Below are 24,834 nucleotides of genomic sequence, written 5' to 3'. Positions count from 1 at the left end.
TGTCGGCGGTCAGTGGCGAGGGGACCAGGACGGGGTGGAACCGCCTTCGGGGACGGGCGAGGGCGGCGGGAGGCGGCGGGTGATGCGGTCGAAGAGGTCGGTGAGGGGCTCGCCGATGTCGCGGCCGAAGTCGGTGAGGCCGTAGGTGACTTGGGGAGGAGTCGTCGGCTCGACCGCCCGCCAGATCAGGCCGTCCTGGACCAGGGCGCGCAAGGTCTGCGCCAGCATCTTCTCGCTGATGCCCCGGATGCTGTCGCGCAGCTCGTAGAACCGGAGGTCGTTGGTCCGCAAGGAGATCAGCACCCAGATGCCCCACCGGCTGGTCACGTGGTCGACCATGTCGCGCGCGGGGCAGTCGGTGTGAAACACCTCATACCGAGGGTCCGCCGCGACCGGCTTCAGCTGCACGCCTTCCTCCATGCCCGGAGCTTACCTCGGGGTATGTCCTTACGGAAAGTAAGCCCGGCTCCTAGCGTCAATCCCCGTAGCCACAACGGATAACGCAGCAGGAACGAGGAGCCGAACATGATCGTGGTGACCGGTGCGACCGGAAACGTGGGCCGGCCTTTGACGCAGGCACTGGCCGAGGCGGGCGAGCAGGTGACGGCGGTGTCGCGGCGACCCCCGACCGGCTCGGGGCAACTGCCGGACGGCGTAAGCCACGTGTCGGCCGACCTGGCCGAACCGGCGAGCCTGGAAGCGGCGTTGGACGGAGCGAAGGCGCTGTTCCTGCTCCTGTCCGGCGACTTGCACGCCCCCGAAGCCAGGCCCGCCGACCTCATCGGCCTCGCCGCTGCCCACGGCGTACGCCGGGTCGTCCTGCTGTCCTCGCAGGGCGTGTCGACCAGGCCGCTCGACCCGTCGCGGGTCGCGGTGCGCGCGGTGGAGGACGCGTTGCGCGGCTCCGGCCTGGACTGGGCGATCGTACGACCGGGCGGCTTCGCGTCCAACGCCCTGGCCTGGGCGGAGTCCGTGCGTACGGAGCGGACGGTCGCCGCGCCCTTCGGCGACGTGGGGGTTCCGGTCGTCGACCCGGCCGACATCGCCGAGGTCGCGGCGGCCTGCCTCCTGGACGACCGGCACAACGGCGGGGTGTACGAACTGACCGGGCCCGAGGTCATCACTCCACGTCAGCAGGCCGCTGCCCTCGCCGCCGCGCTCGACTCGCCCGTACGGTTCCACGAACTCACCCGCGACGAGGCCCGGTTGGCGATGACCCGCTTCGTACCGGCCGAACTCGCCGACGACACCCTCGACATCCTCTCCGCCCCGCGTCCGGCCGAGTTGGCCATCAGCCCGGACGTCCAGCGCGTCCTCGGCCGCGCCCCGCGCCCCTTCCGCGACTGGGTCACCCGTAACATCGCCGCCTTCCGCTGAGGCGCCGCGTCCCGGTCAGCCCTGCCTGACCTCCCAACTCGGGTTCTGGAGGCGGGTGTTGTGGACAGTGATGTCGGTGTGGTCGGCGGGGTGCGCCGTGGCGGCGTAGAGCCGCTGGGCGGGGAGGTAGCGGTCGCGCCAGGACCGTTCGATCTCGGCGGCGGCCGTCAGTGCCGCGTCTCGGCTCCGGGCGGCGGCCGTCAGGGCCGCGTCCCGGCTCCGGGCCCGGTCCACCGTCTGCTCGAAGGGGACGGACACGAGGACGCGCAGGTCCCACCGGTCGAGGAGTTCGGGGCGCAGGAGGAAGACGCCGTCGAAGAGGAGTACGGCGTCCGCCGGGGCGGTCGCGGCCGGTGGCGACAGCGCGGTGTCGGTCTGCGCGTCGTAGGCCGTCGTTCGGAACCTCCGGTCTCCGCCAGGTCCCAGCGGGTCGAGCAGGAACCGGCACAGCGCGGCGCGGTCGTGGGCGTCGAAGTAGCAGCCTTCGGCGGTGTACCGGCCGCGCCGGTAGCGCTGTGCGCGCGGGACGAGGAAGTCGTCCACCGTCGCCCGGATGACCTCGCGGCCCCGCGCCCGCAGCACGACGGCGAGTTCGTCGGCCAGGGTCGTCTTCCCCGCGGCCGGCGGCCCGTCGACCGCGACCCGCACCGGGTGCCCTGTCGTGACCGCCCCAGCCGTGACCGCCCCGGCTGCCCCGACCGCCTCCGCCAGCCGATCGATGAGCTCCCCACGGGTGCCCTGCTCCATCGCCGCCCCTCCCCACGTGAGGGGCGGGCGGATGCCGTCCCCGGTCAGCCTCCCGCCGAGGCCGCGGCAACGCAGAACTCATTGCCCTCGGGGTCGGCCATCACCACATGGTGCCCCTCGAACTCCTCCAGGACGACCCCGCCCGCCTTCACCAGCCGCTCGGACTCCGCCTCGATCCGTGCCCACCGCTCGTCGGGGCTGCCGTGTCCCGGCACCCGGACGTCGATGTGGAGCCGGTTCTTGGCGGTCTTCGGCTCGGGGACCTTGAGGATGCAGAACCGGGGGCCGACGCCGTCGGGATCGCAGAGCCACGCGCCGTCGTCCGCGGAGTCGTCCTCCGGAAGGTCGAACTGCGCCAGCCACTCCTCACGGGTCGTGAAGGGAGCGGGCGGCGGCTCGTCCACATACCCCAGGGCCGTCTTCCAGAACGTGGCGAGGAGTTTCGCGTCCGCGCAATCAAGGGTCAGATCGATTCTTGCTGCCATGACAGGACCGTAACGCGCACCTCGGACAATCGCGGCCGACGCGGACGAGGGCCGACCGCGAATACCTCGACTTCCGCGGAGGGGGTCTTCCCCGCATTACGCGGGGGCGGCGGAGGGGCTGACCTGGGGGATTGTCGGCGGGTGGGGGTGGGTTCGGCAAGGTCGCGGGGGCGGGCGAATGGGGCGGGTGGCCGCCTGGTGGGGGACGGTGCCGACGGGCCGTGGGGGCGTATTCGGGGTGGTCGGTAGGGTGGCCGGCTGTGGAGGACATGGTGGGGGTCCCGGCGGGACGGGTGACGGTGTCGGACCGGCGGACGCAGAAGAGCTGGCAGGTCGAGGTCGCGGGGTTCGAGATGGCGGCGGTGCCGGTGACGCAGGAGGCGTACGCGGAGGTCACCGGCCGGAGGCCGAGCAGTGTGGAGGGCGGGCGGCTGCCGGTGGAGGGGGTTTCGTGGTGGGACGCGGCGGAGTTCTGCGACGCCCTGTCGCGACGGGAGGGGCTGACGCCCGCGTACGCGTTGGACCGTGAGGCCGAGCGGGCGGAGTGGGACGAGACGGCGGACGGTTACCGGCTGCCGACCGAGGCCGAGTGGGAGTACGCCTGCCGGGCGGGGACGACGGGGCCGAGGTACGGGCAGCTCGACGCCGTCGCCTGGCACCAGGGGAACTCGGACGGGCGTACGCACCCCGTCGGCGGCAAGGAGCCCAACGCCTTCGGCCTGTACGACATGTTGGGCAACGTGTGGAACTGGTGCTGGGACGTCTACGACGCCGAGGTGTACGGGACCTACCGGGTGCTGCGCGGCGGCGGCTGGGCCGACGAGCACTGGAGCTGCCGCGCGTCCGTACGGCGCCGCAGCCATCCGACGTTCGGAATCGACGACGTGGGGTTCCGCGTCGCACGTTCTACGCTGCCGCCGTCGCCGTCGCCGCCCCGGCCGTAAGGACCGTAAGGGTCGCAGGACGATCGACCTCCACGGTCACCCACGTCCGGACACGCATCGCCGTTCCCCCAACGCACGGCCTTGGGGCCGGGGCTATCCCCGCACGCGCGGGGAGCAGCCGGTCATGCGGATCGTCGAAGAGGTCGCCGAGGGGTCATCCCCGCTCGCGCGGGGAGCAGGTCATGCGCGGGGTCTGGAAACCACTCGACAGGGGGTCATCCCCGCTTGCGCGGGGAGCAGATCGGCCCGCCGGCGCCGATCGGCGCCGCATCGGGGTCATCCCCGCTCGCGCGGGGAGCAGGCTCGCTGACGTGCGGGGTTATCAGGGGGCAGGGGCCGATTGAACCAACTGTCGAGGATCGGGCGAATAGGGCAAGCGGCTCCTGAAGGCGGGCCGCACGGCCCCGAGCACAGGATATGGCCGCGGCAGGCGGCCGCAGGGGCCAAGGCTGGACCGAGCGCCAAGACGTGGGTGCGGGCGACTCACGGGGGCTGGGTCCAAACAATCAGCGTGCGGTGAGCCGCAGTTCGTTCCGCCGCACCGAGGGGGCGGCGGCGCCCGGAGTTCCGTCGGACGTCATCCGGCGCCCTGGCCGAAGGTGACGCCGGGGCTGAGGCTCAGGGCCAGGACGGTGTCGAGTGCGGTCTCCAGCGGAAGGCTGTCCCGCTGGATCTGGGCGAGCAGGAGTGCGCCCTGCAAGGCGCAGAGGAGGGTGACGGCCAGGTCGTCCGGATCGATGCCGGGCCGGAGGCGCCCGGCGGCGTGCAGGGCGGCCAGCCCTTGGCCGATGACGGTGGACCAGCGGCCGAACCCGACCGAGACCCGAGCGCGGGCCCGCGCGTCGCTCTCGGCGAGCTGACCGCCGAGGGACCCGAGCGGGCAGCCGCCCCGGCCGTCGAGGCGTCCGGCCTCGGCGACGACGAGGTCGCGCCAGGCGCGCAGCCCCTCGACCGTGTCGAGCCCCGCCTGCTCGGTGGTGGTGACGATGGCGTCGGCCTGGCGGTCGATCACCGCCTGCACGAGCGCTTCCTTGTCGGCGAAGTAGTGGTAGAGCTGCGAGCCGCTGACCTGGGCCGCGGCCTTGACGTCTTCGAGGGTGGTGCCCGCGACGCCGCGTTCGTGAACGAGTTCGGCGGCGGCGTCGACGATACGGGCCCGGGTCCGCAGCCCCTTGGGCGTCAGCTTGGCCGTCGGGCGCGTATCGGTAGCCATGACGCCACGCTAACACCGTTTTGGACTTGAGAACCCATTTTTTGGACGCGAGAGTGGAATCTGCGACCCAGAAATCACTGGGCCCATCGCAGCACGAATCGCAGCACGCAAGGGGCGCTCTCATGAACGACATCGCAACCCCGGTCGCCGACCGGGCCGCCGAGGTCCAGGCGCAGGCCGCCGGGCGGCTGCCCGCCGAGGTCGGAACCGCCTTCGAGAACGAGAGGCGGCGGCTGATGGCGGCCGGTGTCCCGGACGGCGTCGCCGGTCCGGGCACCGCCATGCCCGACGGCGACCTTCTGGACGCGACCGGTCGGCCGACGAGCCTTTCGGCCGTACGGGCGGGGCGCCCGGCCGTCGTCGTCTTCTACCGGGGAGCCTGGTGCCCGTACTGCAACCTGACCTTGCGCACCTACCAGGAGGCCCTGGTCGACCAACTCCGAGCGCGGGGCGTCGCCCTGATCGCGCTCAGCCCGCAGAAGCCGGACGGCTCGCTGACGATGACCGAGAAGCTCGGCCTGTCGTACGCCGTGCTGTCGGACCCGGGGAACCGGATCGCCGCGCGGCTCGGCATCGTCTTCACCCTCGCCGACAGCGCGCAGGACGCCCAGGCGTCCCTCGGCGTCCGCCTCACCGACGTCAACGCCGACGGGTCCGCCGCTCTCCCGCTCGCCACGACCGTCCTCGTCGGCGCCGACGGCTCCATCCGCTGGATCGACGTCCACCCCGATTACACGACGCGGTCGGAACCCGCCGAGATCCTTGCCGCCGTCGCGGCCCTCGAATAGCCCTCGGCGGAGCCGCGCCCTGAGCAAACACGTCATCCCCGCACGCGCGGGGGGCCGCCATGCGCGGGGCACAGCGCCAAGTAGCCCCCGGGGCCATCCCCTGACACGCGCGGGGTGCACGACGCCCTGGAGAAGACCGTCACCAAGCACATGGGCTCATCCCCGCACGCGCGGGGGGGGCAGTTCGGTGACGGCATCGGCGAACTGCTGGACCGGGGGTCATCCCCGCACGCGCGGGGGGCAGACGGGCCAGTCGATGCCCATGAGGTCCTGGACGGGGTCATCCCCGCACGCGCAGGGGGCAGCCCGAGCGCTTCCCGAACGCCGCCATCCTGAAGGGGACATCCCCGCACGCGCGGGGGGGCAGATGCTGTGGCCCGCGTAGCTGGCACGGGCTGGGGGGTCATCCCCGCACGCGCGGGTGGGCGGTCTCGCTGACGTGCATGTTCAGCAGTGGGGGGAGGCGGATGGAACCAACCATCAAGGATTGGGCAGATGGGGCGAACCGCCGCGCGGTGGGAGTGCGTGCCGGGGCTGGGTACAGGGTACGGCGGGGTGGCGCCGCGTGTGGGGGGACGGGAGAGGCCGGGCGGGGGCCCGGCCTCTCTTGGCGGGGGTCAGGACAGGAAGGTCTCGCAACGGCCGCCGACGTTGGTGTTGTTGCCGGTGCCGGGGTGGGCGGTGTCGAGGCCGGGGCCGCAGTCGAAGGTGTCGTTGCCGGTGGTGGACCGGACGGTGTCGGAGCCGCCGCCCGCCGAGACGACGTTGTTGCCGCCGCCCGCGTCGATACGGTCGTCGCCCCCACCCGTCGTGATCTGGTCGTTGCCGCTGCCCGCGAGGACCACATTGGCGCCGTCGCCCGCCGAGACGACGTTGTTGCCGGCGCCCGCGTCGGTGTACGAAGGGCCGGTGCCCGGGAGGGAGATGCGGTCGTTGCCCGCGCCGGTCAGGACGCAGTCGCTTCCGCCGCCGCCGTCGACGGTGTCGTTGCCGCCGCGGCCGAGGATGAGGTCGTTGCCGGGGGTGCCGGTGAGGCGGTCGTTGCCGGGGGTGCCGAGGATGACGTTCTGGATGTCGACGCCGGTGCAGGGGCCGAAGGTGACGGAGCCGGTGTGGCGGATGCCGGTGAGGCCGGTGGGGGTCTCGGTGTAGGTGAGGGAGGCGCCGCGGGCGACGGTCGCGGGGACCGGGGCGAGGACGGCGGGCTCGCCGTCGACCGTACGCACGGTGGTCGTGCGGCCGGAGCCGGTGATCTCGTAGGAGCCGCGCCCGAGGGAGAGCGTGGCCGCGCCGCCGGTCAACTGGACCTGGGCGGGGGCGGATCCGGGGCCGACGTACACCAGCACGCCCGCGGGGTCGCGGGCGTCGGAGACCAGGACCGTACGGCCGCCGGTGGCGACGACACGGCCGGAGGTGGTGCCGCCGGGGGCCACGTCGGAGAAGCCGTTCAGGGGCAGGAAGGCGCCGCCCGCCGCGCAGGCGATCGTGCCGCCGCGCAACGCGTGCCCGCCGTCGTCGCTGTCGTCGGACCAGAAGACCGGCTTGCGGCCGTCGACGCACTCGGAGCGCGGGGCGAAGGCGAAGCCCTCGTTGTTGAAGTTGGGCATCGCGGCCGGGCGCTCGTAGAGGCCGGTGGCGGCGAAGTCACCGTTGGCGCCCACGGCGAAGGTCGCCGTACGGCCGTTGCAGGTGTCGTCGCACACGGCCCACAACTGGTCGGCCTCGGCGTCGAACTGGAGCTCCATGACGCTCGGGAAGCCGCTGGCGAAGGCGGCGACGCGGGTGAAGCCGCTGCCGGACTGGTCGAGGGCGTACGCGTAGACGCTGCCGTTGCCTTCGAGGCCGACGAAGAAGAGGCCGTCACCGTGGTCGGGGTAGGCGGCCGGGGAGTACGCGGCGCCCGTGTGCTGGTCGCGGAAGCCGTGCGAGGTCAGGTAGCTGTCGGGCACCCAAGTGATGCCCTCGAGGCCGCTGTTGGCGCCGACCGGCGGCAGGTCCGCGGTCAGATTCCACTCGCGGGTGGCGCGCAGCGCGCCGGACCCCGTGCCGGGCGGGTCGAAGCGCAGCACCTCGGGACGGCTCACGCCGCTGACCGCGTTGTCGCGCTCGGTCGAGACGAAGACGCCGCCGGAAGGGCCCGCGCCCGTCAGGGCGACCCCCTCGGCGTCGGGGTCACCGGTCCCGTCCGGGTAGCGCAGCGCCTTGCCCGCGCTCCACCCGTCGGCGGTGTCCGGCGCCCACTTGGCGCCGTCCCACTCCAGCCGGTACAGCGTGGAGGGGCCGTTCCTGACCGCCCACAGCACACCGGGAGTCGGCCCGCCGGAGCCCTCGTACGCCAGACCGCTCAGGTTCGTACCGAAGACGTTCGCGTCGTCGACCGTGGTCACCGAGGAGCCGCCCGGCCACGGGGAGGCCGCGACCTGACCGGCGCACGCGTTGGCCGCGCCCTTCGTGGAGGCGGCCGTCGTCGCGAAGTCGCCCGTGCCGTCGGGGCAACGCCCGTACGTGGTCGCCGCGTGGGCGGTCCAGGAGTACGCGTCGACCAGCGTCGTGCCGTCCGGCAGGAAGAGGCGGGCGGAGTCGGCGCCGCCGAGACCGAAGGCCGACTCGACGTCGAGGGCGAGGAAACCGCCCGGCGCGACCGACGTACCGGCGGGGACCGTGAAGACGTGGGAGTCGTCGTTGTCCTTGACGAGCCAGCCCGATATGTCCACGGACACGGGACTTGTGTTGGTCAACTCGACCCAGTCGCCGGGCGTTCCGCCATTGGACTCGACCTCATTGATTCGCACGGCCGACGAGGGCGCTCCGCAGTCGTTCGCGGCGCCCTTGGTGGAGGCGGTCGTGGTGACGAAAGCGCCGGTGCCGTCGGGGCAACGGCCGTACGTGGTCGCCGCGTGGGCGGTCCAGGAGTACGCGTCCACCAAGGTCACGCCGTCGGGCAGGAAAAGCCGCGCGGAATCCGCGCTTCCCAGCCCGAAGACGGGGTCGACGTCGAGCACGAGAAAACCGCCGGGCGCGATCGACGTACCGGCGGCAATCGTGAACACATGGGAGTCGTCATTGTCCTTGACGAGCCAACCCGACACATCAACAGCAACCGCACCCGAATTGACCAACTCGACCCAGTCGCCCGGCGTTCCGCCATTGGACTCGACCTCATTGATTTTCACGGCGGAAGGCGCCGCGTCGGCCGTCGGCGAAACAGTCGGTGAAACGGTCGGCGAACCGGCCGGCGAAACCGCCGAGGCGGCGGGCGAGGACGCGAGGAAAAAGGGAATCGCGGTCAGGAACGCGACGCCCAGAGTGATTGACGCACGCCATCTCTTATGCAAGATTTGCAAGGCTGTGGGTCCCTCTTCGGTCGGCACGGCGGGAAATGAGCAGGGGTCCCGCGAAGCCTCCGGCAGCCCGGCGAATGGCGGACGAACCGCGGGCGAACGCCAGGTGAGCCTTCGGTTCCACACCGAGCATCACGATCTTGAAACAATTCTGGTCAGACATCAGAAGGCTCAATAGTCTCCGGGTGCACGGCAGTTAACAGTGACTGCCACGTTCCTCGGGGAGCATGCATTGGCCATACACGAGCACGAGGTCGACCGTCGCACGTTGTTCAGAGTCGGCCTGGGCGGAGCGGTCGCCGCCGTCGTCGGTACCGAACTGGCCTTGCCCGGAGCGGCCGTCGCCGCGCCGTCGCCGCAATTCCCGTGGATCATCGACTGCGACACGTGGGGCGCCCGGCCGCCGTCCAGCCCGATCCAGATCACGGGCAACACCACGAACAAGATCATCCTGCACCACATGGCGTTCCCCAACGTCACGGACTACTCGCGCGCCCACGCGGTCCAGCTCGCCAAGGACTGCCAGGACCTGCACATGGACACCAACGGCTGGGCCGACACCGGCCAGCACTTCACCGTCAGCCGCGGCGGCTACGTCATGGAGGGCAGGCACCGCAGCCTGGAGACGCTGGTCACCGGGGAACACCAGGTCACGGCCGCGCACTGCCCCGGTGAGAACGGCAACGCGATCGGCATCGAGAACGAGGGCACGTACATCACGGAGACGCCGCCGCGCGCGCTGCTCGACTCCCTGGTGGAGCTGTGCGTCGCCGTGTGCCGGCAGTTCGACCTGCACGCCTGGGACATCTTCGGGCACTGGGACTTCCGGCTCGGCACCGAGTGTCCCGGCGCCGCCTTCTACGCGCAGTTCCCAACGATCCGCTCGCGCGTCCTGACCCAGATGCGCACGCCCCGGCGGGACATCCCCGCGCGCCGCTGGCCGGACATCTGGCGGTTCGTGGACAGCCAGGTCGTCGGGGTCGCGCAGTACCTGCTCAACAACGCCGGGTACACCGCGCTGACGCCCAACGGCGTCTTCGGCACCGACATGAACGCCGTGGTCGCCGACTTCCAGACCACGCACGGCATTCCGGTCACGCCCGACGCCACCTTCGACACCGCCACGTGGGAAGCGCTGGCGCCCGTACTCGACAAGCACGCCACCGGGCTGCCGGTGAGCGGCCTCCAGTCGATCCTGGCCCTCAAGGGCTTCGCCGGTGTCACGGTCAACGGCACCTTCGACCACGCCACCCAGAAGGCCGTCCAGGACCTCCAGCGGCTGCACGGCCTGCGCCCCAACGGCAAGGTCGACCTGAGCACGTGGTGTGCCGCGGTCGGCGGGTCCGTCCGCGAGGCCTTCTGTTAGCCCGCGCCATACGGGTGCGGTGCACCTGATCTTTTAGGGGCGTTGGGGCCGCCGCCGGGGGCGGAGCCAACGCCCCTACGGGGCACGTCCCGGCCGGGGTCTTACGGCAGGCAGAGGATCAGGATGCACAGGCCCTGGTGCGCTGGCGGCGTCGTCGGGGACGTGCTCGGCGGCGCGGGGTCGGCGGGGGTGGTGGCCGGGGGCGCCGTCGTCGTCGTGCCGGGGTCCGCGGGGGTGTCGGCGGCGGTGCCGGTGCCGGTGTTCACGGCTTGCGTGCCGGTCGACGGGGGCGTCGAAGGAGCCGTCGAGGCGGACGGGGCCGGGCCGGTGGCCGGGGAAGTGGCGGGCAGCGGGGCCGTACCGGCGTTGGTGGCGGCCGGGTGGGTCGCCTGGGTCGTGGGGAGCGCCGGGGTACGGGTGTGCCGCTGGGTGGCGGGCGCGGCGGCGTGCGAGCCCGAAGTCGGTTCCGTGGCCTGCGCGTTGTCGGTGCGCAGCGTCACCGGCGTCACGGTGTCGTACGACGAGGACGCCGTCGTGCCCCGGCCGGAGCCGTGGTTCTGCATGGACGCGACGGTCACGCCGCCGCCGAAGAGGGCCACCGCCGTGGCGACGCCCGCACGGCGCCGGTTCTTCTTCCACCGCTCCAACTGCCGTCGCCGGGCGGCGCGTCCGCCCTGCAAGCGGGGCACGAGCGAGGAGGGCCCGAGGACGGACGCCGTCCCCTCCTCGTCAGCCGCAGCCGAAGCCGCGGCGCCAGCCGAAACCGCAGGCGCGGCCACCGCCACAGGGGCGGCCGGGAAGACGGAGGGCTCCGGTATGTACGCGGCGGGCTCGTACGGGGCCGGGTCCGCGTACGAGACCGGAGCCGGGTCCGCGTACGACGCCGGGTCCGCGTACGAGACCGGTGCCGCGTCCGTCTCCGGCGCGTAGGCGCCGCAACCCGGGCACACCAGCGCCCCGTTGACGGAGCGGCGGCACGTGTAGCAGTAATCCATTCGTGGTCTTTCTCCGCTGGCTTCGCGGCCGAGGGTGGGCCGCAGGGATGTCCACGTCCCCCGCGAAGGGGCAGCCCGACCGAAACTAACAGCTGTAACGGGAGGGGTTGCAAGCGACCTGTGTGTTTTTTGAAAAGCCGCGCCGCCTCCTGGGCGGCAATATCCCGACGTGCCCGCCAAATGCGGACGTTCCGCACCCGCGTCAACGACGTGAAGTGCGGCAGGCCGCGCCGCCCACGGTGCCGTTCGGGCGCAATCCGCCCGCGCACCGGCAACCCGATGTCCTCACCTACGTTTTCGTTCATCTCATCGACGGCAAAAACCCATAGCGTGATGCGCCATGGAGAATCAGCAAACCAGTGCCGCCTCGGGGATAACGCGACGCGGCCTCATCGTCGGCGCCGTCGCCGCCGGACTCACCGCGACCGCCGGAACCGCGAGCGCGCAAACGAGCCGACAGGGCACATCGGGACAGGCCGGGAGCGCACCGGCGTTCACTCCGCCGGAATCGGCGAAATACCCCGGTTACGCCGAATACAAGCCGCCGAATTACCAGTTGGCCGTTCCGGGGGAATCCCTCGTGGCGGGCCGCGCGGACTACCCGGTCGCGCCGGGTATCGTCCTCACCTCCTTCGACACATTCGGCCGCACCGGCTGGACGCGGGTCCATGTGCTCAACGCCGATCTCGGCAACGCGTCGGTCGGCGTGGACCTCGTCGCGGACAAGGTGAGCGATCCGCGTCCGCTCGCCCAGGCGGCGAACGCGCAGCACGCCGTGGCCGCCGTCAACGGCGACTATTTCGACATCACCGAGACCTTCGCGGCCGAGGGCCCGGAAATCCAGGACGGCACGCTCCGCAAGGGCACGAACAAGACGGCGACCGTCGCGGCGATCGGCGCCGACCGGGTGGCCCGGCTGGCCGACCTGGTGCTCACCGGTACGGTCACGGTCGCCGGGACGCGACGGCCGCTCACCGCCCTCAACTCGCCCTCGGTGCCCGCCGACGGCGTCGCCGCGTACACCCCGGAGTGGGGCGCCGGGCGCCGCACGCTCATCCAGGACGCGGGCCCGTACACCGAACTCGTCGTCGCGGGCGGGAAGATCACCGCCGTCAACGCCCAACTCACCGACACCGCGGTGCCGGAGGGCGGTCTCGTCGTGCTCGGCCGGGGCGCGGCGGCGGCCCAACTGGCCGCCGCCGAGCCCGGTGACGCCGTCACCGTCGACTTCGCGCCGCGGACGAACGCGCCCGTCGCGCTGCGCACCGCGCTCGGCAGCGGCGAGGTGCTGGTGCGCGGCGGCACGGCGATCGACTTCCCGCCGAGCACCGGCAACGACGCGGCCAAGCCGCGCACCGCCATCGCGTGGCTGGACGGCGGCCACCGCCTGCTGCTCGTCGCGATCGACGGCTCGGCCAACTTCTCCGCCGGGCTCAGCTTCGACGACACCGCCAAGCTGCTGGTGCGGCTCGGCGCCACCGAGGCGTTCATGCTCGACGGCGGCGGCTCCACCGAGATCGTCGCCCGCAGGCCCGGAGACACCGGGGCCGGAGTCGTCAACACCCCCTCGGACGGCGGCGAGCGGCCCGTGCCCAACGGCGTCGGCCTCTTCGCCGCCCGCAAGGGCTCGGGACGGCTGCGCGGCCTCGACGTACGCCCGCGCGCCGACCGCGTCGTGCCGGGGCTGACCGTGGACGTCGCGGCGGCGGGCTACGACGAGACGTGGGCGCCGGTGCCGATCGACGAACACCGCGACCCCGTACGGTGGTCGGCCTCGCCCGGCTCCCTCGGCACCGCGCGCGACGGCGTCTTCCGCGCCAGGAAGCCCGGCGCGGGAACGCTGCGCGCCCGTACCGGGGACGCGGACGGCGCGCACGAACTGCGGGTCCTCGGCGACCTGCACCGGCTGGCGTTCACCGAGCGGGCCGTCACCATCGACCCCGGCGCGACCGCGTCGGTCAGCCTGACCGGATACGACGCGGACGGTTTCGACGCGCCCGTCGCGCCGCGTGACGTCCGACTCGCCTACGACAAGGCCCTGATCACGGTGGCCGCGCAGCCCGACGGCAGCCTCCGGATCACCGGTGACGCGGGCGCGGTCGGCAAGGCCACCGTCCTGACGGCGACCGTGGGGGGCGTGACGGCCCGGCTGCCGGTGACGGTCGGCCTGGTCGACGTGTCGCTGGCCGAGTTCGAGCCGGCCGAGAACTGGACGGCGCTGGCCGCGCGGGGCACGGCGTCGGTCGCCTTCGTCGCCGCCCCCGACCGGCCGGGCGCGGCGGCCGACAACCACGCGCTGCGGCTCACGTACGACTTCACCGGGCAGACGAGTACGTCGGCGGCATACGCGGTGGCCGGCGGCGGTCCGATCACGCTGCCCACGGGCACGAAGCGGATCGCGCTGTGGGTCAACGGCGACGGCAACAACCACTGGCTGCGCTGCATGATGTACTCGCAGGGCACCACCAATGTGCCGTTCACGCTCGCGCTGACCGTGGACTGGACGGGGTGGCGGCGGGTCGTCGGGGACCTCCCCGCCGGGTACTCGGAGCCGGTCACGCTGCTGCGGATCTACATCGCGGAGACGTCGCAGACCAACAAGAACGCGGGGCGGCTCGACTTCGACGGGCTCGCCGCGCAGGTCGGGCAGCAGCCGGACACCTCGCAGGCCCCGCAGCCCGACCCGTACGTGGTCGAGCAGGGCGGACTGCCGGACCGGCGGTGGACCTTCGCGGTCCTGTCCGACCTGCACGTCAGCGCGGCGGCCGGGCTCGACTCCTTCTCCGGGCGGCAGGCGGTGACCGCGCTCGGCCAGGCCGTCGCGACCCGGCCGGACTTCCTGCTGATCAACGGCGACTTCGTGGACAACAACAACCCCGAGGACTTCGCACTCGCCAACGGGCTGCTGCGCGACCACGTACCCGCCGGGCTGCCGGTGTACTGGACGCCCGGCAACCACGAGGCGGGGCTGTCCGCGACCGGCGGCCTCGACGCGTTCCTCGCCGTGACCGGCCGCCCCAACCGGCAGGTCTTCGACCACAAGGGGACCCGTTTCATCCTGCTGGACTCGCACACCGGCGACATGCGGACCTCGGACTGGGACCAAGTGCCGCTGCTCCAGGCCGAGTTGGCGAAGGCGGCCAGGGACCGGTCGGTGACCGGTGTCGTGCTGTCCTTCCACCACCCCTTGCGGGACCCCTCGGGCGCGGGCGCCTCACAGCTCGCCGACCAGCTGGAGGCCGGGCTCCTCCAGAAGTGGCTGGCCGACTTCCGGGAGACCTCCGGCAAACCGGTCGCGCTCTTCACCGGCCACGCGCACACCGCGTCGGTCACGCGGACCGACGGCGTCCTGGAGGTCACCACCCCGGCCGTGGGCAAGACGCCCTACAGCTCGCCCGACCAGGGCGGCTTCTTCGGCTGGATGCACGTCGGCGTCGACCCCAGGCCCGCGCGCGTCCGGGCCGGGCAGCCGAGCCCGCGGACCCGCGAGTGGCTGCGGGCCGAGAGCCGCCCGGTCATCGACGGGATCGAGCTGACGGCGGACGGTCCCGTGCCCGTCGGCACGTCGGCCGCTCTGGCGGCCACCGGCATCACCAGCGAGTTCGGGCTGCGCTTTCCGCTGCGCTACCCCGCCACGGTGGTCTGGTCGGGGTCCGCGGGCGTCCTGGTCACCGACTCGCCCTCCGAGGCCAAGGCCGCCAAGCGCCGTCCCGGGACCCTCGCGGTCCTGGACCCGACGACCGCCACGCTCACCGCGCTGCGGCGCGGCACGGTCACGGTGACGGTCGCCTCGGGCGGCCTGACGGCGTCGGCGACGGTGACGCTGAAGTAGCCGCTACGTACCCGCGTACGCCGATCCGTACGCGGGCCCGGCACGCCTTGTGAGGTCCCGCCCCCCGCGGCGGGGCCTCACTTCACCTCGTTGCCTTCGGCGTCCAGGGAGTGCTCCTGCCAGTACTTGTCCCACTTGTCGTCCACGTGCCGGGGGACCTTGCCCTTCGGGTAGCGCACGAAGCCCTTCGGCGGCTCCTCCTTGTCCGACACGCAGGCCCCGCCGCCCGCCGGGGGCCCGACCGACGCCACCGGGTACTCCCCGCCCGAGCACATCGCGTCCTGCATGCTGCACGCCGAGCCGAGCCCCATGAAGGCGACGCCCGCGAGGGACAGTCCGATCAGGGTGAGCCGGGGGCCGGCGGGAATCCGGGGCCGACGGGGATGGTTGGTCTGCACGGCGCTGCCGCCTCTCGCGTAGGTGATCTTCGCTCCTGGACCAGTGTGGCCGCGCGGATGTGTCCGAATCATCCGTGCTCGTACTCAGGTCGCGGTGGGTACGGAGTGCGGGGGCGGCGGGCGGGCGTGAGTATGGACGGAAACGTGGGAGGCGTGCTGTGCCGCTGGAATCCGAGCCGTTGCGGAAGCTGGGCTTCCTGACCATCGGGCTGTTCGACGAGGCCGACCCCCGGCGGGGGCACGAGTCGACGCTGGAGATCATCGAGCTGGGCGAACGGCTCGGCTTCGACAGCGCGTGGGTGCGGCACCGGCACCTCCAGTACGGGATCTCCTCGCCGGTCGCCGTGCTGGCGGCGGCGAGCCAGCGCACCCGCAGGATCGAGCTGGGCACCGCCGTCATCCCGCTGGGCTGGGAGAATCCGCTGCGGCTGGCCGAGGATCTGGCGACGGTCGACATCCTGTCCGGCGGACGGCTCAACCCCGGCGTCAGCGTCGGGCCGCCCACGCACTTCGAGCAGGTCGGGCCCGCGCTCTACCCGGACACCGCCGACGCCGAGGACTTCGGCTACCCGCGCGTCCGGCGGCTGCTGGACTTCGTACGCGGCGAGCGCGCCACCGACTTCAGCGGCGTCGAGGGCATCGAGGTCTTCTCCGACCGCGTCCAGCCGCACTCCCCCGGCCTCGGCGGCCGTCTCTGGTACGGCGGCGCGAGCCTGCGGTCGGCGCGGTGGGCGGGCGAGAACGGCATGAATTTCCTGACGAGCAGCGTCGTCAAGGCGGAGGAGCCGGAGAAGGACGCGGAGTCGGCGAAGGCGGCGGAGGCCGAGGCGGCAGAGGCGGCCGAGGCGGCGGTGACGGGCCCGGCGCCGGACTTCGCCGACATCCAGCTCTCCCACATCAGGACCTTCCGCGCCCACCACCCCGACGGCGACCGCGCCCGCGTCTCGCAGGGCCTCGTCGTCATCCCGACCGACAGCGCCACGCCCGCGCAGCGCGCCCGCTACGAGGAGTAAGCCCGCAAGCGCCTCCCGCGCACCACGGCTCCGCAGGGCCCGGCGCGCATGCTCTTCTCCCCCGACTTCGTCGGCCCCTCGGCCCGGCTCGCCGAACGCCTCCACGCCCACGCCGCCTTCCGCGAGATCGACGAGGTCGCCTTCGCCCTGCCCTTCACCTTCGCCCACGAGGACTACGTCCAGATCCTCACCGACCTCGCCGGCGCCCTGGGCCCGGCCCTGGGCTGGCGCCCGGCTCAGTCCTCGTAGCCGTGCCTCGACAGCGGGGCCGCGGTACGGGACGCGTGGGCGGACTGCCAGATGTCGAGGGACTCGGCGGCCTCCTGGGCGTCCGCGCGGGCCCGGCGCGGCGCCGAACCCGGAGGTCCGCACGGCGCGGCGCCGAACCCGCGCGGGCCCGGCGCCGCACCCGGCGGACCCGCCGCTACATCCGGGACGCCACGTCCGACCGGAGCTGCGGCAGCATCGCGTAGAGCTTGTCGCCGGGGCACTCGGTGACGTTGAAGTCCCGGTGCCCGAAGATCTGCGTCGGCGCGAGGCCGTACTTGTAGCAGATGTACGAGCAGAGGCTGACGAGGCTGGCGTAGAGGATCGACGGCGGCGCGACCGAGGTGTACGTGCCGTTGTTCTCGATGCCGATGCCCTGCGTGTTCTGGCCGACGGTGTGGGCGCCGACGACCATGTTGCTGCCCGCGAGCAGCCGTTCCAGGCTGCGGTGGCGGCCCTCCATGATGATGCCGGTCCGGCTGATGGTGAAGTGGTTGCCGGTGTCGATCCAGCCGTTGGTGTCCATGTGCAGGTCCTGGATCTCGTGCGCGATGGCGAACGAGCCGGACGTGCCGGAGTCGGCGGTGTTCGCGAACGCGGTGTGGTGCACGACGATCTTGTTGGGGTTGTTCCCGGCCAGGCTGACCGGGGAGGACGGCGGGCGGGCGCCCCACGCCGTGGTGTCGAACATGTTGGGCTCGGGGACGATCCGCGCGGCGGAGGCGGAGGCGGGCGCGGCGCCGACGATCACGGCTCCCGCGCTCGCGCCGAGCACGGCGGCCGAGGCGAGGAAGCGGCGGCGGGACAGGGCGGCGCGGGACTTGTCCGTGCCGGACTGGGCGGTGCGGGGCATGGCGAAGTGCTCAGGGACCGACATGTGTGCTCCCGTGGTGGGGGTGAGGGAGAGCGTCAAATTCCGTGCGGGCAGCTGCCGTTGGAACTTAATGCCAAGTAACCACCGCAGAACAGAGTGCGGATGAAACTTTCCTCCATACGGCGGAGCGTGACGCGGCGCCGGGCGCGGGGCGGACACGGGGCGGGGCGCGCGGCGGACGGGCGCGCGCCACGGGTGCCGCCCTCGGCCCCGCGGCATGCATTTCCCCGCTCGATTGAATCTGTTCAATGAATCCGACAAGTCCACCCCCTTGACGTCTGACGATTCTCGGCCATAGCGTCCGCCCGGAACTTAAAACGTTTCATACGAGGAGACGCGCACCATGACCGACGACGCCAGCCACGCCGACGACAGCCGCCCGGACACCGGTGTCGCCCGCCGCCGCGTCCTCCAAGCCGGAGCCGCCGCGGGCGCGGCCCTCACGTGGGGCGCGGCCACCGGCACCGCGCACGCGGCCGAAGGGGCGAGCGCGGCGGGCAGCGCCTCCGCGCACCCGGCCCCGTGCCGACCCGGCGCCCCCGGCTCCGCCTCCTGGTTCAGCGCCCCGCCCGCCCCCGTCCGGCCCAAATTCCGCTGGTGGTGGCCGGACGGGCTGGTCGAGCCCGCCGAGATCCGCCGCGAGATCGACCAGATCGCGGACGCCGGTTTCGGCGGCGTCGAGATCGCCGCGGTCCACCACAGCGTGGACGACCCGGCCGTCCTGGACACCGCGCACCACGGCTGGGGCAGCGCGAGCTGGGTCGCCGGGATGGAGGCCGCGCTGGAGCAGGCCGACCGCCGCGGCCTGACCGTCGACCTCACCGCGGGCCCCGCCTGGCCGACCGCCGTCCCCACGATCACCCCGGACAGCCCGGCCGCCGTACAGGAACTCGCCTACGGTGTCGTCGCGTTGGCCGCCGGGGCCCGTTACGAGGGACCCGTCCCCGCCCCCGTCGTCGCCGCCGACCCGGCCGCCGCGAAGGCCACGCTGCTCGCCGTGCAGGCGGTCCGCGTCGACACCGCCAACAGCACCCGCAAGGAGACCGGCCTCGACCCGGCCACCCTGGTGGACCTCACGCGCACGGTCACCAACGGCGCCGTCACCTGGACCGCGCCCGACGACGGCGGGTCCTGGCTGCTCTTCGCCCACTGGCTGCGCGGCACCGGCCAGACCCCCGAGGCCGGGCCGCACACCGCGCCGACCGCGTACGTCGTGGACCACTTCAGCCCCGCCGGCACCCGCGCGATCACCGACTTCTGGGAGTCGGACCTGCTGACCCGCCCGGTGCGCCGGCTGATCGCCCGCGCGGGCGGCGCCCTCTTCGAGGACTCCATCGAGCTGGAGTCGCGCGCCCTGCTGTGGACCCCGGCGCTGCCCGCCGAATTCGCCCGGCGCCGCGGCTACGACCTGCTGCCGTACCTGCCCGCGCTGCTGCTCAACAAGAGCAACCAGGTCTACGCGTACGGCGCCGCGCTGACCGTCCGCGTACGCCACGACTTCTGGCAGACGGTCTCGGAGCTGTACAACACCCACCACGTCACCGCGATCAAGAAGTGGGCGAGCACCTTCGGACTGAAGCTGCGCGCGCAGCCGTACGGGCTCCAGACCGACGCCATCGCGACCGCCGCGCTCCTGGACATCCCCGAGGGCGAGTCGCTGGGCTTCAAGAACCTGGACGACTACCGGTGCCTGGCCGGCGGGCGGGACATGGCGGGCAGCACCATTCTGTCCTGCGAGTCGGGCGCGTACACCGGCGGCGCGTACAGCACCACCTGGCAGAAGTTCCTGCGCACGATGGGCGGCGCGTACGCGGCCGGGGTCAACCAGACGGTGATCCACGGCTTCTCGTACGCGGCCCTGCCCGGTGTGGCCTGGCCGGGATACGCGGCCTTCACCCCGTACCACGGCGGTGTCGGCTACGGGGAGTCGTGGGGACCGCGGCATCCGACGTGGCGTCACATCGCCGACATGTCGGGCTACTTGGCCCGTGTGCACCAGGTCCTGCAAGCGGGGAAGCCGCGCCAGGACGTGGCGATCTTCCGGCAGACCGGCTACACCGCGACCGGCATCGGCGCGTCCTGGTTCACCTCGACCGGCATACCGCTGGGCTGGAACCACCAGTTCATCAGCGAGCCGCTGCTGAGCCTGCCGTCGGCGCGGGTGACCAACGGGGTGCTGGCGGCGGGCGGACCCGCGTACCGCGCCCTGTTCGTGGAGGCCGACTTCTTCGCCGGGTCCACCTGCACGCTGCCGGTCGAAGTCGCCGAGAAATTCCTGGCGTTCACCAAGGCCGGGCTGCCGATCGTGCTGCTCGGCGACTGGAGCACCGCGACCGTCCCCGGCCTGGACACCGGCGGGCAGGACGCCCGACTGCGCGCGGTGCTGGCCCAGTTGCTGGCCCAGCCGCGCGTCCGGCAGATCACCGACAAGACCGCGGTGGGCGCCGCGCTCGCCGACCTCGGCGTGACACCGCTCGTCTCGTACGCGACCAGTTCCACGCTGCTCAACGCCCACCGGTACGCGGACGGCGTCGACTACTTCTACTTCTGCAACGGCAAGCACGCCGAGACGGTCAAGCCGCCGGTCGCCGCCGTCGACCACGAGGTGACCCTGCGCCGGGGCAGCACCCGCCACGTCCCGTACCTGCTGGACCTGTGGACCGGACGCGTGCGGCGGATCGGCACGTACACCGAGAACGGCGACACGGTCACGCTGCGCGTCGCGCTCCAGCCCGGCGAGACCATGGTCGTCGCGCTCGGCGTGCCCGGCCTGTTCGGCGACCGCACGGGCAGCGGCCCGCACGCGGTGTCCACCACCGCGGACACCGTGCTCTTCGCCGACGGGCGGCTGACCGTACGCGGCTCCGCCGACGGCGAGTACGTCACCGAGCTGTCCCAAGGCCGCCGCACGGTGCGCAGCCGGATCTCCGGCGTGCCGCAGCCCACCCAGCTCACGGGCTGGCGGCTGGACGTCGAGGACTGGCAGCCGGGCGCCACCGCCACCGAGACGAGGGTCGTGCGCCGCGCGCTCACCCTCGACGCGCTCGCCGCCTGGCCCGACATCCCCGCGCTCGCCGACGTCTCCGGCATCGGCCGCTACCGCACCACCGTCCGCCTCGGCCGCGCCTGGACCGGCGGCCACGGCGCCCTGCTCGACCTCGGCACGGTCTACGACACCTGCCGCGTGACGGTCAACGGCCACCGCCTCGACCCCGTCGACCACATCAACCCCGTGGTGGACCTGGGCGGTTGGCTGCGCCAGGGCGACAACACCATCGAGGTCGAGGTCGCCACCACCCTCGGCAACCGGCTGCGCGTCAGCGATCCGGGCGTCTACGGCGGATCGCCGCGCCAGCCGTACGGCCTGGTCGGTCCGGTGCGGCTGCTCCCGTACGGGGAGGCGCGGATCGGCTGACCGCGCGCGTCAACGGCCTCAGGAGCAGCGGTAGGTGAAGGTGTACGACCCCGACTGCCGCTGCGGGGAGAGCACTTCGAGGGTCGCGGTCGCCTGGAGCGTGCCGCGGCCGTCGAAGGACCACAGCAGCACGACATCCGTACTGCGCCGCCCCTTCGCCACCCGCTGCCGCAACTCGTCGGACAGTGTGCCGTCGCTGCGCCGCCACCGGTAGCGCACCGTTCCCGCGTCCCCGCTGGTCCGCAGCGTGCCCACCACCTTCGCCGTACTGTGGCAGCCCTGGACGGCGGTGTCGTTGCGGACACTGACGCCGTCGACCTTCACCGAGCCCGGCCAGTGCTGCCACAGCAGATACGCCACCACCCCGAGCAGCACCAACAGCGCGAGCAGCCAGCCGCCCAACGCCCGTTTCCGGCGCGGCTCTTCGGGCGGCAGCACCGGCTCCCCCGGCCGCACGGTGCCGTGCCACACGGCGGCGGTCCGCTCCGTACCGACCGACGGCTCGGGCCCTTCGGGCACCCCGGGCCCGAAGCGGCGCAGCCCGGGCGCGAAGGTCTCCGCCTCCGGGACCTCGCTGGACCAGGAGTCGGGGTCGAGTACGGTCGCGCCGTCCGGCTCCTCGGTGCCGCCCGCACCGCGGAAGCCGAGGTCGCTGAGCCGGAAGGTGCCGCCGTCCGGCGCGGCGGGGGCGGGGGCGGGGGTGGCCTGCGGCCGGGTGCTGAAGTGCAGGCGTGGGTCACGGCTCTGGTCGCGGTCACGGTCGTGCGGCATGGGCGGGTTCCTTGGCGGAGGGCCGAAGTGCGGGTCAGCAGGCGTCGATCGTCTGTGAGGAGCCGTTCCCCTTGCCCGCGGCGGGCGTCGAGGAGACGGTGAGCGTCCAGCCGGGGAAGCGGCTGACGCCGAACGCGTGAGTGTAGGACTGGGTGGAGGACGTCTCGCCCTTGGGGATCGGGTACGACTCGGTGACCGCTCCCGACACGAGTCCCGACGCCGTGGTGTGCGCCCAGGTGAGGACCAAGGTGCCGTCGTCGGCTCCGTTGCCCTGCACGGTGACCGCCGCGACCGCCGTGTGTCCGGCGCCCGCGCTACAGATGAACCGCACGATGGCGACCGAGTCCACGACCAGCGCGGGTGGCGTCGTCGTGGTCGGCGGCGTCGTCGGCGGCGTCGTGGGCGCCGTGGTGGGGGGCGTCGATGTCGGCGCCGATGTCGGCGGGGGATCGACCGGCGCCGTCGTCGTCGTACCGCTCGGTGAGGCGCTGTCCGAGGCGGACGGGGACGGGGACGCGGACCCCGATGCCGAGGGGGACGCGGACGGGGAACCGGACGCCGGGGTGCCGGTCGCGGGGGCGACGGGCTGGCCGGAGACCAGGGAGGTCAGGGCCGAGGGGGTCGAGGCGGCGGTGACCTCGTCGGAGGGACCGTCGCCGCCGGTGGCCACCGCGGTCACGACGAGCCCGGTGGATATCAGGACGGCCGCGACCGCGCCCGCCACCAGTTTGGCGCGCCGCCCGAAGCGGGCCGGGCGTACCGGGCGGTGCCGCTCCAGCGCGACCAGGGCGTCGCCCGGTGCCGCCGCGCCCGGAGTCGGCGCGGGGGCCGCGCCCGAGGCGACGCCCGCCCCCTGCCCGAGTTGCGTGTGCGCGAAGGCCGTCGTCCCCGAGGCGGCGCTGCCGCCGCCGAACGGCAGCAGCAGCGGCAACAGGGCCACGAGCGCGGCGAGTTTGCGCTGCCCGCGCTCCTCCCAGTCCTCGCCGTACGCGGCGCCCGCCACCGCCTGGAGCTCCGCGACGAATTCGGCCGCGCTCTGCGGGCGTTCCTGCGGGGTCTTGCCCAGACCGCGGGTGACCAGACCGCGCACCGGCTCCGGCACCCGCTCGTCGGGGATGGGCGCTTCGGCGTGCTGCACGGCCAGTTCGAACATCGTCGAGCCGGAGTACGGCTTACTGCCGGTCAGGCACTCGTAGAAGGTCGCGGTGGCCGCGTACACGTCGGTCGCCGGGGTGGCGGGGCCGCCCGCCCACTGCTCGGGCGCCATGTACGACGGCGTGCCCGCGACCGCGCCCGTCTCGCCGCTGCGCACCGCGACGCCGAAGTCCACCAGCTTGGACACGCCGTCCGTGGTGACCAGCACGTTCGCGGGCTTGTAGTCGCGGTGCACCACACCCGCCGCGTGCGCGGCGGCCAGGCCGAGCAGCGAGCCCTTCAGCACCGCGAGCGCCGGTTCCGGATCGGTCGCGCCCTCCTGCCGCAGCAGCGCGTGCAGCGCGATGCCGTCGACCAGCTCCATCACGATCGCGGCGTTCCCGCCGTCCTCCACGTACTCGTAGAAGCGCGCGATGTACGGCGAGTGCAGGCCGCCGAGGAGTTCCGCCTCGGCGCGGAAGGCGGTGCGAAAGCGCGGGTCGCCGCCGAGGGGTCCCGCGAGGTACTTGACCGCCACCGCCGTCCCCGTGGCGACGTGCGTGGCCAGCACGACCCGGCCGGACGCGCCCGCGCCGAGGTCACGTTCGTGTCTGTACCCGGGCACGCTCCACAGCCCGTCCCCGCCCGTACCGCCGTAGCCCGTGCCGCTGTGGCCCGTACCGCCGCCGCTCGCGGGCGTGCCGCCGTAGCCCGTGGCCGGGTCGTACGCCGGTCTGCCGGAGCCGTCGTTTCCGTCCATCGTGTGCCGTCCCCCTCATCCGCCCCTGCCCGCCCCCCGGCGGCCGTCGCCGCGCTCACGCGCGCTCGTAGGCGTCGACGCAGATTACTGCGGCCGGGGTTCCCCGGCACCCCCTGGCGGGACCGGAGGGTCGAACAGACCGCCGTGTTCACCGGCACCGTGAAGGCCGTGGTCCCCTTCGCCGCGGAGATCGACCTCGGCTCGGTCTGACCGGCGGTGCCGGACTCACGTGGTGGCGTGCATGTGGTGGAGCAGAAGGAGAGCGGCGACGGCGTTGGCCGAGTGGATCTCGCCGCGCTCGATCAGGGTCGGGACCGAGGACAGGGGGACCCATTCGCGGCGCTCGGACTCGAAGTCGTCCTCGGGGTGGCCGATGTGTTCCGCGGTGGTGGACCAGTAGACGTGGTGGCGGCCGTCGGTGAGGCCGTTGGAGGGCTCGACGGTCAGCAGGTGGCGGAGAGGGCCGGGGCGCCAGCCGGTTTCCTCGAGCATTTCACGGGCGGCCGCGGCTTCGACGTCCTCACCGTGCTCGACGACACCGGCGGCCAGTTCCCAGCCCCAACTGTCGGTGATGAAGCGGTGGCGCCACAGCAGGAGGGCTTCGCCTGCTTCGTTGACGGTGGTGGCCAGGGCGACCGGCCGCTGGCGGATGAGGTAATGATCGAGATGACGGCCGCGCAGGCGCTGTGGTTCCTGGCCCTGGGCGAGGGTGAGGGCGGTGAGGCTGTGGGCGGCGGCCTGCTCGGGGTTGCCACGGCCGAGGTCGGCGGTGGCGAGCGTGGCCAGACGGTGCACGGAACCGCGCGCGTGCGCCTGGGCGCGTACGGCTTCGGCAGCGTAGGTCCGGGCCGGGGTCCAGTCGCGCAGGCTGATGAGGCTGCCTGGTCGCCCATGCGGGAGAACGCCTTGGCCTGCATCGCGTACAGGTCGGTCGCCAGCGCGGGCGACATGTCGGCGCCGTCACCGGAGGCTTTTGCGAGGCGGAGCGCTTGGTGGAAGTACCGCTGCGCGAGGCCCTGCGCGTCGGAGTCGTACGCGCAGATCCCGGCGACCGCGACCAGGCCGCCCACCGTCGTGCCGAATTGCGATCACGAGTGGGTCGGATGGTCGGGCA

General features: G+C 72.9%; 18 protein-coding genes and 2 pseudogenes. 8 read left to right on the top strand and 12 right to left on the bottom strand.

Annotated elements, in window-relative coordinates; genetic code table 11:
• Nucleotides 1-9: 9 nt before the first annotated feature.
• Complete coding sequence (locus ACIOC1_RS03730; protein ID WP_401305682.1) at nucleotides 10-420, bottom strand: winged helix-turn-helix transcriptional regulator; 411 nt, start codon at nucleotides 418-420, stop codon at nucleotides 10-12.
• A gap of 105 nt (nucleotides 421-525) precedes the next feature.
• Here ACIOC1_RS03730 and ACIOC1_RS03725 point away from each other — a divergent pair, with 105 nt between their 5' ends.
• Nucleotides 526-1,377, top strand: a complete 852-nt coding sequence (locus ACIOC1_RS03725; RefSeq protein WP_401851575.1) for an SDR family oxidoreductase — start codon at nucleotides 526-528, stop codon at nucleotides 1,375-1,377.
• 15 nt (nucleotides 1,378-1,392) lie between these two features.
• Here the strand turns inward: ACIOC1_RS03725 and ACIOC1_RS03720 are convergent, their stop codons facing one another.
• Together ACIOC1_RS03720 and ACIOC1_RS03715 are read right to left on the bottom strand one after the other, a co-directional pair.
• The gene (locus tag ACIOC1_RS03720; protein WP_401851573.1) at nucleotides 1,393-2,124 is read right to left on the bottom strand and encodes a cytidylate kinase family protein; all 732 of its coding nucleotides are present in this window, start codon (nucleotides 2,122-2,124) and stop codon (nucleotides 1,393-1,395) included.
• A gap of 44 nt (nucleotides 2,125-2,168) precedes the next feature.
• Nucleotides 2,169-2,609 (bottom strand): VOC family protein, encoded by a 441-nt coding sequence (locus ACIOC1_RS03715; RefSeq protein WP_391041758.1) that lies wholly within the window; start codon nucleotides 2,607-2,609, stop codon nucleotides 2,169-2,171.
• A 269-nt stretch (nucleotides 2,610-2,878) separates the two neighbouring features.
• On the opposite strand from ACIOC1_RS03715, the gene ACIOC1_RS03710 reads away from it, so the two are divergent.
• Nucleotides 2,879-3,553, top strand: coding sequence for a formylglycine-generating enzyme family protein (locus ACIOC1_RS03710; RefSeq protein ID WP_401852011.1), 675 nt, complete (start codon nucleotides 2,879-2,881; stop codon nucleotides 3,551-3,553).
• A 577-nt stretch (nucleotides 3,554-4,130) separates the two neighbouring features.
• On the opposite strand, the gene ACIOC1_RS03705 is transcribed toward ACIOC1_RS03710, so the two are convergent.
• Nucleotides 4,131-4,766 carry a TetR family transcriptional regulator gene (locus ACIOC1_RS03705; protein WP_401851570.1) on the bottom strand — a complete coding sequence of 212 codons (636 nt, stop codon included), beginning with the start codon at nucleotides 4,764-4,766 and terminating at the stop codon, nucleotides 4,131-4,133.
• Nucleotides 4,767-4,888: 122 nt separating this feature from the next.
• Here ACIOC1_RS03705 and ACIOC1_RS03700 point away from each other — a divergent pair, with 122 nt between their 5' ends.
• Nucleotides 4,889-5,554 (top strand): redoxin domain-containing protein, encoded by a 666-nt coding sequence (locus ACIOC1_RS03700; RefSeq protein ID WP_391121938.1) that lies wholly within the window; start codon nucleotides 4,889-4,891, stop codon nucleotides 5,552-5,554.
• Nucleotides 5,555-6,171: 617 nt separating this feature from the next.
• Here the strand turns inward: ACIOC1_RS03700 and ACIOC1_RS03695 are convergent.
• Nucleotides 6,172-8,727, bottom strand: coding sequence for a lamin tail domain-containing protein (locus tag ACIOC1_RS03695; RefSeq protein WP_401851567.1), 2,556 nt, complete (start codon nucleotides 8,725-8,727; stop codon nucleotides 6,172-6,174).
• On the opposite strand from ACIOC1_RS03695, the gene ACIOC1_RS03690 reads away from it, so the two are divergent.
• Nucleotides 8,624-9,073 (top strand): hypothetical protein, encoded by a 450-nt coding sequence (locus tag ACIOC1_RS03690; RefSeq protein ID WP_401852026.1) that lies wholly within the window; start codon nucleotides 8,624-8,626, stop codon nucleotides 9,071-9,073. The genes ACIOC1_RS03695 and ACIOC1_RS03690 overlap by 104 nt on opposite strands.
• 54 nt (nucleotides 9,074-9,127) lie before the next feature.
• The gene (locus ACIOC1_RS03685) at nucleotides 9,128-10,261 is read left to right on the top strand and encodes an N-acetylmuramoyl-L-alanine amidase (protein ID WP_355339846.1); all 1,134 of its coding nucleotides are present in this window, start codon (nucleotides 9,128-9,130) and stop codon (nucleotides 10,259-10,261) included.
• Between the two features lie 101 nt (nucleotides 10,262-10,362).
• On the opposite strand, the gene ACIOC1_RS03680 is transcribed toward ACIOC1_RS03685, so the two are convergent.
• The gene (locus ACIOC1_RS03680; RefSeq protein WP_401851565.1) at nucleotides 10,363-11,256 is read right to left on the bottom strand and encodes a hypothetical protein; all 894 of its coding nucleotides are present in this window, start codon (nucleotides 11,254-11,256) and stop codon (nucleotides 10,363-10,365) included.
• Between the two features lie 340 nt (nucleotides 11,257-11,596).
• Here ACIOC1_RS03680 and ACIOC1_RS03675 point away from each other — a divergent pair, with 340 nt between their 5' ends.
• A complete protein-coding gene (locus ACIOC1_RS03675; RefSeq protein ID WP_401851563.1) occupies nucleotides 11,597-15,088 on the top strand; it encodes a phosphodiester glycosidase family protein in 3,492 nt (1,163 codons plus the stop codon).
• Nucleotides 15,089-15,165: 77 nt separating this feature from the next.
• On the opposite strand, the gene ACIOC1_RS03670 is transcribed toward ACIOC1_RS03675, so the two are convergent.
• Entirely contained in the window at nucleotides 15,166-15,486 is a 321-nt protein-coding gene (locus ACIOC1_RS03670; protein ID WP_391041766.1) for an SCO0607 family lipoprotein, read from the bottom strand.
• Nucleotides 15,487-15,644: 158 nt separating this feature from the next.
• Between ACIOC1_RS03670 and ACIOC1_RS03665 the strand changes: the two are divergent.
• Nucleotides 15,645-16,748 (top strand): annotated as a pseudogene (locus ACIOC1_RS03665) (LLM class flavin-dependent oxidoreductase).
• 175 nt (nucleotides 16,749-16,923) lie between these two features.
• On the opposite strand, the gene ACIOC1_RS03660 reads toward ACIOC1_RS03665, so the two are convergent.
• Nucleotides 16,924-17,643 (bottom strand): peptidoglycan recognition family protein, encoded by a 720-nt coding sequence (locus ACIOC1_RS03660; protein WP_401851561.1) that lies wholly within the window; start codon nucleotides 17,641-17,643, stop codon nucleotides 16,924-16,926.
• A 340-nt stretch (nucleotides 17,644-17,983) separates the two neighbouring features.
• Between ACIOC1_RS03660 and ACIOC1_RS03655 the strand changes: the two genes are divergently transcribed.
• Nucleotides 17,984-21,055, top strand: a complete 3,072-nt coding sequence (locus ACIOC1_RS03655) for a glycosyl hydrolase (RefSeq protein WP_401851558.1) — start codon at nucleotides 17,984-17,986, stop codon at nucleotides 21,053-21,055.
• A gap of 18 nt (nucleotides 21,056-21,073) precedes the next feature.
• Here the strand turns inward: ACIOC1_RS03655 and ACIOC1_RS03650 are convergent, their stop codons facing one another.
• From ACIOC1_RS03650 to ACIOC1_RS03635, 4 genes and pseudogenes are all read right to left on the bottom strand, one after another.
• Complete coding sequence (locus ACIOC1_RS03650) at nucleotides 21,074-21,826, bottom strand: hypothetical protein (protein ID WP_401851555.1); 753 nt, start codon at nucleotides 21,824-21,826, stop codon at nucleotides 21,074-21,076.
• Between the two features lie 34 nt (nucleotides 21,827-21,860).
• Complete coding sequence (locus tag ACIOC1_RS03645; RefSeq protein WP_401851552.1) at nucleotides 21,861-23,720, bottom strand: protein kinase; 1,860 nt, start codon at nucleotides 23,718-23,720, stop codon at nucleotides 21,861-21,863.
• Between the two features lie 225 nt (nucleotides 23,721-23,945).
• Nucleotides 23,946-24,401, bottom strand: a complete 456-nt coding sequence (locus ACIOC1_RS03640; RefSeq protein WP_401718491.1) for an NUDIX hydrolase — start codon at nucleotides 24,399-24,401, stop codon at nucleotides 23,946-23,948.
• Nucleotides 24,390-24,805, bottom strand: a pseudogene (locus ACIOC1_RS03635) (transcriptional regulator); the annotation flags it as partial. The pseudogene ACIOC1_RS03635 and the gene ACIOC1_RS03640, both read right to left, overlap by 12 nt.
• Nucleotides 24,806-24,834: the final 29 nt, after the last annotated feature.

The sequence above is a fragment of the Streptomyces sp. NPDC088197 genome, from assembly GCF_044741185.1.
GTDB lineage: Bacteria > Actinomycetota > Actinomycetes > Streptomycetales > Streptomycetaceae > Actinacidiphila.
Note: the sequence above shows the minus strand (reverse complement) of the source record. Positions and strands in the feature narration are given on the sequence as shown.